The organism is Stutzerimonas stutzeri, from assembly GCF_051028275.1.
Taxonomy (GTDB): Bacteria; Pseudomonadota; Gammaproteobacteria; order Pseudomonadales; family Pseudomonadaceae; genus Stutzerimonas; species Stutzerimonas stutzeri_AS.
In genome coordinates, this window is sequence record NZ_CP069269.1 from 3726171 (window position 1) to 3738983 (window position 12813).

The 12813-nt window shown below is 56.6% G+C and carries 10 protein-coding genes; 2 read left to right on the forward strand and 8 right to left on the reverse strand.

Translation table 11 applies throughout. From position 1 onward, the window contains the following. The 6 genes from aroK to JQR87_RS17390 are packed head-to-tail and all read right to left on the reverse strand — an operon-like array spanning nt 1 to nt 5494. Nucleotides 1–546: a shikimate kinase AroK gene (gene aroK / locus JQR87_RS17365; protein ID WP_407294743.1), complete on the reverse strand. Its 546-nt coding sequence runs from the start codon at nt 544–546 to the stop codon at nt 1–3. 4 nt (nt 547–550) lie between these two features. Continuing rightward, nucleotides 551–2662: a type IV pilus secretin PilQ gene (pilQ, locus tag JQR87_RS17370; protein WP_407294741.1), complete on the reverse strand. Its 2112-nt coding sequence runs from the start codon at nt 2660–2662 to the stop codon at nt 551–553. 51 nt (nt 2663–2713) lie between these two features. Further along, on the reverse strand, nt 2714–3241 hold the full coding sequence (pilP, locus tag JQR87_RS17375) for a type 4a pilus biogenesis lipoprotein PilP (RefSeq protein ID WP_407294740.1): 528 nt from the start codon (nt 3239–3241) through the stop codon (nt 2714–2716). Further along, on the reverse strand, nt 3238–3861 hold the full coding sequence (pilO, locus tag JQR87_RS17380) for a type 4a pilus biogenesis protein PilO (protein WP_407294738.1): 624 nt from the start codon (nt 3859–3861) through the stop codon (nt 3238–3240). The genes pilP and pilO overlap by 4 nt, the downstream gene beginning before the upstream one ends. Next, nucleotides 3858–4430: a type 4a pilus biogenesis protein PilN gene (gene pilN, locus JQR87_RS17385; protein ID WP_407294736.1), complete on the reverse strand. Its 573-nt coding sequence runs from the start codon at nt 4428–4430 to the stop codon at nt 3858–3860. The genes pilO and pilN overlap by 4 nt, the downstream gene beginning before the upstream one ends. Next, nucleotides 4430–5494 carry a pilus assembly protein PilM gene (locus tag JQR87_RS17390; RefSeq protein WP_407294734.1) on the reverse strand — a complete coding sequence of 355 codons (1065 nt, stop codon included), beginning with the start codon at nt 5492–5494 and terminating at the stop codon, nt 4430–4432. The genes pilN and JQR87_RS17390 overlap by 1 nt, the downstream gene beginning before the upstream one ends. Nucleotides 5495–5677: 183 nt before the next feature. On the opposite strand from JQR87_RS17390, the gene JQR87_RS17395 reads away from it, so the two are divergent. Beyond that, the gene (locus JQR87_RS17395) at nt 5678–8113 is read left to right on the forward strand and encodes a penicillin-binding protein 1A (RefSeq protein WP_407294732.1); all 2436 of its coding nucleotides are present in this window, start codon (nt 5678–5680) and stop codon (nt 8111–8113) included. Nucleotides 8114–8222: 109 nt separating this feature from the next. On the opposite strand, the gene JQR87_RS17400 is transcribed toward JQR87_RS17395, so the two are convergent. Together JQR87_RS17400 and rpmE are read right to left on the reverse strand one after the other, a co-directional pair. Continuing rightward, nucleotides 8223–9491, reverse strand: a complete 1269-nt coding sequence (locus tag JQR87_RS17400) for a malic enzyme-like NAD(P)-binding protein (RefSeq protein ID WP_407294731.1) — start codon at nt 9489–9491, stop codon at nt 8223–8225. 679 nt (nt 9492–10170) lie between these two features. Next, nucleotides 10171–10383 carry a 50S ribosomal protein L31 gene (rpmE, locus tag JQR87_RS17405; RefSeq protein WP_407294730.1) on the reverse strand — a complete coding sequence of 71 codons (213 nt, stop codon included), beginning with the start codon at nt 10381–10383 and terminating at the stop codon, nt 10171–10173. A gap of 206 nt (nt 10384–10589) precedes the next feature. Here rpmE and JQR87_RS17410 point away from each other — a divergent pair, with 206 nt between their 5' ends. Next, nucleotides 10590–12812: a primosomal protein N' gene (locus JQR87_RS17410; RefSeq protein ID WP_407294728.1), complete on the forward strand. Its 2223-nt coding sequence runs from the start codon at nt 10590–10592 to the stop codon at nt 12810–12812. Nucleotide 12813: the final 1 nt, after the last annotated feature.

The following is a 12813-nucleotide window of genomic DNA, read 5'->3' on the forward strand; positions in this document are numbered from 1 at the left end:
CTAGGATAGCGCAGATCGACCCAAGCTTTCACGGGGCCCAAGGGACTGCAGCTGCCCGAGGATCTCCTGCACCACAAGGCGCGGCGGACGCTCGTCCGTCTGGATGATGATGTCAGCTATTTCACGATACAGAGGATCGCGCACGGCCATTAAAGCGGCCAGAACCTCACGTGGATTGGGAGTTTGTAGCAGAGGGCGATTGCGGTCCCGAGAAGTTCGGTCAAGCTGTTGATCGACCGAGGTACACAGGTAGATTACATATCCCCCCGCACGCAACACTTGCCGATTATCCTGCCGTAGTACAGCGCCGCCACCAGTCGCCAGGACAACGCCCTGCATACGACACAACTCATAGATGGCAGCGTGCTCTCTCTCTCGAAAGCCCTGCTCGCCTTCGACATCGAATATCAGCGGAATGCTGGCCCCGGTACGCTGCTCGATTTCCTTATCGGAGTCCCGAAAAGGAAGCCGAAGCTCCTTGGCCAGCAGCCGTCCGATGGTGCTTTTACCAGCACCCATCGGACCTACGAGGATAAAGTTGTTCACTAAGTTAGCGGTTCACTGCGATAGCCTGGTGATTCAGGATCCTAGGGGTCAAAAATACCAGAAGCTCAGACTTGGCATCTGTCACGACATCGCGACGAAACAAGCGGCCAACATAGGGTACATCACCCAGAAACGGGACCTTGTCGACGCTCTTCGACTGACTGTTAGAGAATACACCACCAATGACTACAGTTTCGCCATCGTTGACCAATACTTTGGCATTGACTTCGTTCTTGTCGATTGGAGGAACGCCGTTCACTGCGTTACGGAAATCCGGTGCATCTTTGGTCACCTTGACCTCCATGATGATGCGGTTATCCGGCGTGATTTGAGGAGTAACCTCCAAAGACAGTGCCGCCTCCTTGAATGACGTACTTGTCGCACCACTTGAACTGGCCTCCTGATATGGCACTTCCGTACCCTTCAGGATTTTGGCTGTTTCCTTGTCAGCTGTCATGACCTTCGGCTGGGATACCACTTCCCCGTTTCCAGTCTTCTCCATGGCGGAAAGCTGCAGGTCCAACAGGAGGTGATCTGAAATAAATCCGATGCCCACACCCGACGTGCTGTTTAGCACTCCCAAGTCCACGAAAGGAACTGGGGCCACACCGTCCTCAAGTGTGAAATTACCTACTGTCTTGCTTCCCGGAAACGCTAAGACTCCGTCGTCATCTATTGATCTGGCGCCGTCCTTGCCGTAAGCACTCCATCGACCATTCCCAACGTTACCGCCCCAACGAACCCCGAGGGCCTTATCGTACCCAACGTTTGCCTCAACAATCCGAGCTTCGATCATGACCTGGCGGACAGGAATATCTAGCTGAGTCACAATGCGGCGCAGCTCATCCAGACGCTCCTGAGTCTGGTAAGCAATAATATTGTTGGTGCGATCATCGACCGAGATAGAGCCGCGCTCGTCAGCCTGCCCATCTACTGCAGTAACCGACTGGAAGAGCTTCGCAATATCGGCTGCTTTTGCGTAATTGACCTGGACAACTTCACGGCGAAGCGGTGCCAATTCGGCGATTTGCCGCTTGGATTCAAGCTCCTGCCGCTCACGAGCAGCGATCTCATCCGCCGGTGCTACCAGCAAGACGTTACCTACCTGTCGCTTGTCGAGGCCCTTCGTTTTCAATACCAGATCCAGCGCCTGGTCCCAAGGTACGTTCTGCAAGCGCAGAGTGATGTTGCCCTGAACAGTATCACTGGCCACCAGATTGAGATCGGTGAAATCCGCGATCAGCTGCAGCACGGAGCGTACGTCAATGTCTTGGAAGTTAAGCGAAAGCTTCTCGCCGGAATACGTGAAATGCTCGGCCTTTTGCTTCTCGGCCTCCGCATCACTCAGCGGCTTGACACTGATCGTCAGCTTGTCGTCAGTCTGGTAGGCCAAGTAGTCGTATCGCCCGCTAGGCTCGATCGCGATACTTGCTCCATCAGCCTTGCTGCTCGAATCAACAAATTTGACCGGCGTTGCGAAGTCCTGAACATCAAGGCGCACACGCAGCGATTCTGGCAGCTGCGTCTTGGCAAATGAAACGCGGATCTTGCCGCCTTGCTCTTCGATGTTCGGGCTGATCGAGGGATCCGACAGTGTAATAACCACGTTACCCGCACCATCCTCACCACGGCGGAAATCAATATTACTGATTGACTTGCCAACGGCTACCTGGGAGACAGGAGTTGCCGCTGGCACCGCTGTGGTCACCGGAGCAGCAACAGCAGCTTGCGATACTGCACTTTCGCCAAGCACGACAAATAAATCGTTACCGTCCACACGGGTGGAATAAGGAACCAGCGAAGTGAGGTTCACGATCAGCCGGGTTCGCCCCTGGGCCTCTACGACCGTGACACTGCGTGCGTTACCGACTCCAAGCTCGCGGTTCTTTGACCCTAACTTATTCGATACGCCTGGCAGATCGAGCGCGATGCGGGCGGGCTGGTCAAGCGTATAGCCACGCGGGGCAGCCACCGGCTCGTCAAACGCCAGCTTCAGCTCAACGCGTTCGCCAGGCAGGGACGCGACGTCCAATGAGTTCAGATTCGCAGCTAGCAGTGCAGGCGAAATAAACACCGCCAGCAAGGACAAACCGAGACGAGTGAAAGTGGTATTCATAAAAGGCTTCCGTTGTGCAGACCGGTATAGGTTTTCCATTAATGCCATGACTCAAGAGCGCTCTTTCAAGGTCAGGCTGCGAGGGCGCTCAAGCCACCCACCATCTCCGTCCGGAACGATTTCAAGCACATCCACTTCGGCTTCGCTGATCTCGACAACACGACCGTGGTTGCGCCCCAGATAATCACCGACCATGACTCGGTGAACCCCATCACCACCTTTGATCAAGGCGTACTTGCCCGCACCATTGGTCAACGTGCCGACCATGACAAAGTTTTCGATATTGAAACCTTCAAGAAACTGCTTCACGCGGGTTTCGTCAGGCCGTATGTCCTTTGATCCCTTTTGCCGCTGAGCCAAATCGATCTTCATCGGTGGTTGGAACGGATGGCGCAACGAAGCGGCACTGTAGGTAAAGGCTTCATAGGGTAAAAAAGCGGGAAGGGGCTCGATCGAGCCTTTCGGCTTCGCCCGGACTTCGTCCATGTAAGCACGCAAATCCCCGAAGTCTTCGTTCGCACCACATCCAGTCAACAGCACCAAGCCCAGGCCCATTGCGAAAAGTCGGGCTCCTTTCATTTCTGCAGCCCCTTGTCGTTATAGCGATAGGTCTTGGCCAGGATGCTCATGTGCAGCTTGGAAGACGAATCCTTGCTCTGCGGTTTGATCTCGAAATCATGCAGGGTAACGATACGCGGCAGACTCGATACGCCACTCACAAACGTTGCGAGGTCGTGATAACTGCCGACCACTTTGATCTGGATCGGTAACTCGATGTAGAACTGCTGTGTCACCTCTGGCTGTAGCTTGATCTCCTCGAACTCAAGCCCACTACCCAATCCGGTGCGAGTGATGTCTTCCAGCAAGCCAGGCACTTCGGTGTCGCTGGGTAATTGCCGCAGCAAAGCACCAAAAGACGCCTCCATCTCCAACATCTGCGCCTTGTAGGCATCGAGGTTAGCGGCCTGAAACGCCTTGCTTGAAAACTGCTGCTTTAGACTTTCTTCCTCTCGCGCCTGCTGCTCCAAGCTGGACTGCAGGTCGCTGAGATGGAAGTAGTACCCTCCCCCAAGCACCAGCACCAGGAGCAAAATCCCAGCAATGACTTTCACCGCCGCGGGCCAGGAGCCCAGGTTATTCATATCAAGGTCAGAAAGATCCGTGTTACGGAGGCTTTCAAGTGAGCTGGCCAGACTCATGGTTTAACTCCTTCGGCCGCTGCCGCCGGCTGCGTCTGCTGCACCGTCAACTGGAAGACATTTTCTTGATCGACTGCGCCTGCAGTGACTGCCTTCACTTCGTTCAGATTTGGCGCATCCAGCCATTCGGACCCGTCCAGATTGCGCATTAGGTTAGAGACCCGGTTGTTTGATTCTGCAGCGCCAACAATGGCAATGTTCTTGCCGGTCATCTTCAGGTCAGTGAAATACACGCCATCGGGAAGCGTACGTACCAGTTGGTCGAACACTCGACCAATGATGGGCCGGTTGCCCTGTAGGTCTTGAATGATCTTCATCCGCTCAAGCAGTTGCTGCCGACGCTCTCTCAATTCTTTGATTTCAGCGATCCGCTCATCCAGAACCGCGATTTCTTTGCGAACGAAATCATTCCTCGCGTTCTGACGCTCGATGGCATGAGTGAAATATTGGTCCGCCAGGAAGACAAGGCCGAGCGCGACGAACGCCACGCCAACCAACGACACGATAAAACGTTGTTTGCGCTCTTCGCGTAATTGCTCACGCCAAGGTAAAAGGTTGATCCGGGCCATCAGTCGAAACTCCTCAAGGCCAACCCACAAGCAATCATCAGGGAAGGCGCATCACTGGCAAGCGCGCCAGCGTTAACCTTGCTGCTCAATGCCATATCGGCGAACGGGTTCGCGACTAAAGTCTGGGTTCCGATTTTCTGCTGAATGAGCCGATCCAGCCCTGGGATTGAAGCAGTCCCGCCAGCGAGCAAGATGTAATCCACATCATGGAACTGGCCAGCAGCAAAGAAGAACTGCAGCGAACGCGAGACCTGCTGAACCACCGCTTCCTTGAACGGCTGCAACACCTCACTGTCGTAGTCATCTGGAAGACCGCCCTGCTTCTTAGCCAAGCCAGCCTCTTCCATCGACAAACCGTAACGACGCTGAATTTCCTCAGTCAGCTGTCGCCCACCGAACAGTTGCTCGCGGGTGTAGATAGTACGGCCGTTGTGCAGCACGCTTAGCGTAGTCATGGTCGCACCGATATCGACGAGTGCCACCGTCAGCTCGTCATGTCCAGCCCCCAGCTGAGGCGCCAGCAAACCATACGAGCGCTCCAAGGCATAAGCTTCGACATCCACGACCTTGGCTGTCAGGCCTGCCAAGGCTAGAGCCGCTTCACGTATCTCCACGTTTTCTTTACGACACGCGGCCAGCAGAACCTCGACACGACCCGGAGAACGAGATGCAGGGCCCTGCACCTCGAAGTCGATTGCGACTTCCTCGAGCGGATACGGGATGTACTGATCCGCTTCGATTTTCAGCTGGTTCTCGAGGTCATCATCACCGAGCCCAGCTTCCATTTCGATACTTTTGGTGATCACTGCTGAACCGGATACCGCAACAGCTGCGGCCTTGGCTCCAGTTTTTGCTTTGGCCAGCAAACGGGAAAGCGCCTGACCTACGCCCTCCAACTCAGCAATGTTCTTTTCCACAACGGCATTGGCCGGAAGTGGCTCGACCGCATACGACTCAACCCGATATCGGGAACCTGAGCGGCTTAATTCCAGCAGCTTGACGGATGTCGAACTGATGTCGATCCCAAGCAGCGTATTCGATTTCTTAGTGAAGAGCCTTAGCACGGCCGTTTTCCTATCTCTATCCGCTACTTACGGATTAATTATGTCTGTCCGCATTAGATAACAGCCTTGACAGAAGCGCAAATGGCTCCCTAGCAAAAAAACCGCTTATAATGTGAACGGTTTTTCCTTTCAGCACGTCTGCGGTCTACACCCCATTCCCCATCCTGGATTCAACGAACCCCGATGCGTTTTCTGAAGTTTTTCCTATGGTCGTGCCTGGCAGTATTTTGCGGACTTTCGCTCAGCCTTAGTGGTGCGTTTCTCTACCTAAGCCCCAACTTGCCGTCGGTCGATTCGCTGCGCAGCATCCAGCTCCAGATTCCGCTACGTATCTACAGTGCTGACGACAAACTGATCGCCGAATATGGCGAAATGCGTCGCTCACCTATCGGCTTCAACGAAATCCCCAAGGACTTCATCGGTGCGTTGCTGTCGGCAGAGGACGATAACTTCGCGAATCATTATGGCGTCGATGTTTCCAGCCTGATGCGCGCTGCCACGCAATTATTGAAGACCGGACATATTCAGACCGGCGGCAGCACCATCACCATGCAGGTTGCGAAGAATTACTTCCTGAGTAGCGAGCGCAGCTTTTCACGCAAGATCAACGAAATACTGCTCGCCCTGCAGATCGAGAGGGAGCTGAGCAAGGACGAGATCCTAGAGCTCTATGTCAACAAGATTTACCTGGGGAACCGCTCCTACGGGATCGAGGCAGCGGCACAGGTCTACTACGGCAAATCGATCCGCGAGCTGAGCCTGGCGCAAATGGCAATGATTGCAGGCTTACCCAAGGCACCGTCGGCATTCAACCCGCTGGCAAACCCTGAGCGGGCCAAACAACGACGCGACTGGATCCTGGGTCGGATGTACAGGCTGGGCAAGATCGATGAGGCCCGTTACCAGCAGGCGCTGGCCGAGCCTGTCGATGCGTCCTATCACGGCCCATCGCCCGAACTTGATGCTCCTTATATTGCAGAGATGGTCCGCGCCGAAATGGTCGGGCGCTTCGGTAGCGCCGCTTACACCGATGGCTTTCGGGTCAACACCACCATCACCAGTGATCGCCAGAACGCCGCGACCAGCGCAGTCACCTTGGGGCTGATCGAATACGATCAGCGTCACGGTTACCGAGGCCCCGAAGCTCATCTTCAAGGATCGGACCGCCAAGACTGGCTGGAAGCGCTCAGCCGATACCGCGCCCAGTCAGGCATGCTGCCAGCCGTCGTCACGAGTGTGTCGGCGGATTCAATCAAGACCTTGCTTCGAGACGGCAGCGAACAGGATGTCGGGTGGCAGAGCATGAAATGGGCACGCCCATTCATCAACATCAACAGCATGGGGCCAGCACCCAGAATGCCGGCAGATGTGGTGAAGCCAGGGGACGTCGTCCGTGTCCGCCTTGTTGATGGCGAGGCACTCTTCAGTCAGATACCTCAAGCGCAGGGCGCGCTGGTTTCACTCGATCCGCATGACGGGTCTATCGAAGCACTGACGGGAGGCTTTTCCTTCGCACAAAGCAACTACAACCGCGCCATCCAAGCTAAACGTCAGCCGGGTTCAAGCTTCAAACCCTTCGTCTATAGCGCAGCGCTGGACGCAGGGTTCACGCCTGCAACGCTTGTCAATGACGCACCCATAGTATTCGTGGAGGAAGGGTTGGATCGCGTCTGGCGCCCCAAGAACGATAACAACACCTTCCTCGGCCCGATTCGCTTACGTGAGGCGCTTTATAAATCCCGTAATCTTGTTTCGATTCGCCTGCTACAAACCCTCGGGATTCAACAGACGGTCGAATACATCCAGCGCTTCGGGTTCAAGCCCGAGGACCTGCCTGCGAACCTGTCGTTAGCGCTTGGGACCGCTACATTAACGCCAATGGAAATCGCCACCGGGTGGACCACATTCGCAAATGGCGGGTACAAGATAGAACCCTATCTGATCGAGCGAATCGAGGATCGAGACGGGAATGAAATATTCAGGATGAATCCGCTGCGGGTACCTGAACGCAACACAGCTCCTGCTGATGAGGCGACAGCGGTGACCTACGCGCAGCAAGACTCATTCATACCCAGCGACGCCTCTGAAACCCAACAGCCGCACAGGTTTGCTGAACAGGTAATCGATGAGCGCACCGCCTACATCATGACCAGCATGCTGCAGGATGTAATCAAACGCGGCACAGGTCGAAAGGCGTTGGCGATGGGTCGTGGCGATATAGCCGGCAAAACCGGCACGACCAACGAGTCGAAAGACAGCTGGTTCTCAGGGTACAACGCCGACATCGTTACAACCGTTTGGACCGGGTTCGACCAGCCCCAGAGCCTGGGTCGCCATGAATACGGCGGCACGGTAGCCCTACCCATATGGATGAGGTTCATGAGTGCGGTGCTGGAAGGAACTCCTGAACATGCCCCACCAGAACCTGATGGCATCTTGACCTTGCGGATCGACCCGCGAAGCGGCCGGGCGGCAGCCCCTGGCACACCCGATGCCTATTTCGAAATCTTCAGAAGCGAAGACTCACCGCCAGAGATGGACGACGAAATGGTCCCAGGCTCGACCGTTCCGGGCAGCCCATTGCCCGCCAACGAAGCAGCCCCTATCGACTTGTTTTAAGCAGAACATAGGCAACGTTTGGATCATCCCAGTGAAAGGCATCTCTACAAAAAACCGGCCATAGGCCGGTTTTTTTGTACTCATCGAAGCTAAGCCATGAGCGGCTTAATCAAACACTGAAAACATCATCGACCGACTTGAGCGGGTAGTTAGATGGATACGGCAGCGTTGCGACACCGCTCTCAATCGCGGCTTTAGCCACAGCATCGGAAACGAGTGTGATCAAACGTGGATCCATAGGCTTCGGGATGATGTACTCACGTCCAAATGCCAGACTGTCCACACCGTAGGCTGCCGCCACCTCAGCAGGCACTGGCAACTTGGCAAGATCTCGCAGCGCAAGCGCAGCCGCTATCTTCATTTCTTCATTGATGCGCTTGGCTCGAACGTCCAAGGCACCGCGGAAAATGAAGGGAAAGCCCAGCACGTTGTTGACCTGATTCGGGTAATCGGAACGGCCGGTGGCCATGATCACATCGGAACGAGTCGCGTGGGCCAGCTCAGGACTGATCTCCGGATCGGGGTTGGAACAAGCAAACACGACTGGGTTCGCCGCCATACGATTAAGACCTTCCGCGCTTAGCAGGTCCGCACCCGACAACCCAACAAAGACATCGGCACCATCGAGCGCGTCGTCTAATGTGCGCTTGTCCGTTTCATGAGCGAACACCGCTTTGTACTGGTTCAGATCGTCACGACCAGCATGGATGACGCCCTTGCGGTCAATCATGAAGATGTTTTCAATCTTTGCGCCCATGCTCACCAGCAGCTTCATGCAGGACGTAGCAGCGGCTCCAGCACCGAGGCATACGATCTTCGCCTGCTCCAAAGTCTTTCCGGCAATTTCCAATGCATTGAGCATGCCCGCTGCCGTGACGATAGCGGTGCCGTGTTGGTCATCATGAAAAACCGGGATGTCGCACTGCTCGATCAAGGTGCGTTCGATCTCAAAGCACTCCGGCGCTTTGATGTCTTCCAGGTTGATCCCGCCGAACGTAATTGAAATGCGCTTGACCGTATCAATAAAGGCCTGCGGACTCTCGGCATCCACTTCAATGTCGAAGACATCGACCCCAGCGAATCGCTTGAACAGAACGCCCTTGCCCTCCATGACCGGCTTGGAAGCCAACGGTCCAAGATCTCCGAGCCCCAGAATTGCAGTGCCGTCGGATATCACCGCCACAAGATTGCCCTTACCAGTGTATCGATAGGCCAGCTCCGCATCTCGCGCAATCTCGCGAACCGGCTCGGCTACGCCAGGGCTGTAAGCCAGCGACAGGTCGCGAGCAGTAGAGGTGGGCTTGGTCAGCTCGACGCTCAGCTTTCCCGGACGGGGCTGGGAATGATAGTCGAGAGCGGCAGATTTCAGGTCATTCATGAGGCATTTCCGCTTATTTTGCTGGGACAGACAGGTGGTCGAGGATACGCCAAGAGCTCGCGCTGTCACAAGGCAGCGAGAAAGCTGACTGTCAAGTGCTGACGCTGCCACATCCAGTGGCAGCAGCTCCGAGCAGGCTCATGCGGCAACAAGACCAGCGTCGATGAATGAACCGATGCGCCACGTTTCTGCACGCCCGCACTGATTATTCCGAGCGTGTCGCTCTGCTGCTCGATGGCAATCGGTGACTGATGTGTTTGGCCTGATTGCGAAAAAAACCCGACTCTTCGAAGCTAGGGCCTTCCAGATTCTCGCCGTGCTCGTCCAACCCCAAGGCAGACACCCGACCGTAACGGTCTGGGCTGTCGTCCAAGGCCCAGGGCTACGTCCACCTCGCCAAGCCTCACAGCGGACTGCAACCGACACTTCGCGGCTACGGCGAGGCTCGACATGGCGGCCTTGCCCGCGCACTCAAGCGATGGCGCACGCTGCGCCTGTTAGCAGACGCAGCATATCGCCACGCTTCTGCCGCTCACGACCGAGGCAGTGGCCCATTGACCGCTACAGTGCGGACACACAAAACTTAAAGAAGACAGAAACGAAAAAGGCGTCCACTTGGGACGCCTTTCTTCAAATGCCTGGGAAAACCTGATCGATTTTCCGCAGCCAAAGCAGCTTGTTATTTGGCGCCGAACACGCCAAAACGCTGCTTGAAGCGATCGATACGGCCGCCGGTGTCCAGCACTTTCTGCTTACCAGTATAGAAAGGATGGCACTCGGAGCACACGTCGATGCTTAGATCCTTGCCTAGAGTAGAGCGAGTCTTGATGACGTTACCGCAGCTACAGGTGGCGTCGATTTCTACGTAGTTTGGGTGAATATCGGGCTTCATGGTAAATCCTCTAGAATTTGTGCCGCCACCCGACCTTATATCGAGTACCGCACGGAAGGGTGCGAATAGTACCAGAGCATGGAGGCGATGCAAGGGCAGCTGATCGGACTGAACCCTGTGGCGCCTTCAGGAGTTCCGGTTCGTTGGCGAGCCTGCTGTATCACCGGATCGTTTAAGATCAGGCATTCGTCGCCAAGGACTTCCGCGTGCATCGACCGATACTCCGCCTCGCCCTGCCCTCACCGCTGCGTAGACTCTTTGACTACCTACCACCCGCTGGGGTCCCGCACGCATCGCTGCAGCCGGGTATGCGTCTGAGGGTCCCGTTTGGCCGCCGTGAAGTTGTCGGAATACTGGTGGAGGTCGTCAGTCACAGCGAAGTCCCCGAAGCAAAGCTCAAACCGGCTTCTGAATTGCTGGATGTGAGCTCTCCTTTACCCGCGCCGCTCTTCAAACTGTGTCTATGGACCGCCCAGTATTATCAGCATAGCCTTGGCGATACGCTCAGCTGGTCACTGCCAGTCCTGCTGCGCCAGGGGGAGCCAGCCGAGGCGAGGCAGGAGCGATTCTGGCATGCTGCCAACGGCGCACGACCGGAGGATCCGAGACTGAGCCGAGCGCCACGCCAGCGCGAGGCGTTGAGAACCATCGCCCAGCACCCGCACGGCGTGCCTCATTCTTTGCTGACCCAACTGCAGTTGAGCCGGGACAGTCTCGAGCCCCTCCTGCATAAGGGCCTGCTGCGCGTCGAAACCCAGCGACGCCATCAAACTCATCGACACCAAGGCAGCTGGCTTCTACAGCCGGAGCTGCCTCTGAATCAGCAGCAACGCGCTGCGTTCGAAGCCATTCGTGCAAGCCTGGGCGATTTTCAGGCTTTCCTGCTTGCAGGTGTCACCGGTAGCGGCAAGACAGAGGTCTACCTACAACTCATCCACCAAGTGCTGCAAGCCGGCAGGCAGGCGCTTGTACTGATCCCTGAAATCAACCTAGGACCACAGACCCTCGCTCGTTTCGAGCAACGCTTCAACGCTCGAATCGCCTTGCTGCATTCCAACGTGAACGACCGCGATCGGCTCGACGCCTGGCTTGCAGCGCGGGACGGAGAGGCGGACATCATCATCGGCACCCGTTCCGCACTGTTCACCCCGATGAAAAATCCGGGGCTGATCATTCTTGATGAAGAGCACGATGCGTCCTACAAGCAGCAGGAAGGCCTGCGTTATCACGCTCGAGACTTAGCTGTTGTCAGAGCACGTCAGGAAAACCTGCCCATTGTTCTAGGCTCGGCGACGCCGTCGCTGGAAAGCCTGCACAACGCCCATATCGGGCGCTACGGACTTCTTAAGCTGACTGAGCGAGCCGGTGGCGCACAGCCGCCGCGCTTCCTCCGCCTCGACGTTAAGAGCCGCCCGCTCGACTCCGGCATATCCGGCCCGTTGCAGCAGGCCATGTCCCAGACACTTGGGGCGGGGCAACAGGTGCTGGTGTTTCTTAACCGGCGCGGCTTTGCCCCCTCACTGCTATGTCACGACTGCGGGTGGATCAGCGAATGTCCTCGCTGTGACGCCCGCATGACATTGCACCAACGACACAACGAGCTTCGTTGCCACCACTGTGGTCATACGCAGCGGCCGCCCCATCACTGTCCCGACTGCAACAAACTCGACCTTAGACCGGTTGGTGCCGGCACCGAGCGAGCAGAGGACCGCCTTGGAGTACTCTTCCCTGACTACCCGGTGCTACGCATCGACCGCGATAGCACCTCCCGCAAGGGTTCGATGGAGCAGCTGCTGACCACGATCAACCGCGGAGAACCCTGTCTGCTGGTCGGCACCCAGATGCTCGCTAAAGGTCACCACTTTCCACGCGTCACACTGGTGGCGATTCTGGATGCCGACGGCGGACTGTTCTCAGCCGATTTCCGCGCCAGCGAACGGATGGCACAACTTATCGTGCAGGTGGCGGGCCGTGCGGGGCGGGCCGAAGAAGCGGGCAAGGTCATCATTCAGACCCATCTCGCCGATCATCCGCTGCTGGTTCAACTGACTGAAGAAGGCTATTTCGCTTTCGCTGACCAGGCGTTGAGCGAGCGTCGGGCAGCAGGCTTGCCGCCCTTTAGTCACCTTGCGCTCTTGCGCGCCGAAGCCGGAAAACCCGGCCAAGCCGAAGCTTTTCTCGACGAGGCCTGTAGCCAGGCTGAACACCTCCTCAACGAGCTTGGCCTGACCGGTGTCGAGTTGCTGGGACCGGTCCCTGCCCCGATGGAGCGACGAGCCGGGCGTTTTCGCGCGCAGCTTCTGCTACAGGCCAATATTCGCGCGCCGCTGCACAAGCTTATGAGCGCCTGGTTACCGCGAGTGGAAGCGCTGCCAGGCAGCCGCACCGTACGGTGGTCGCTGGACGTTGACCCGATCGACCTGTTCTGAC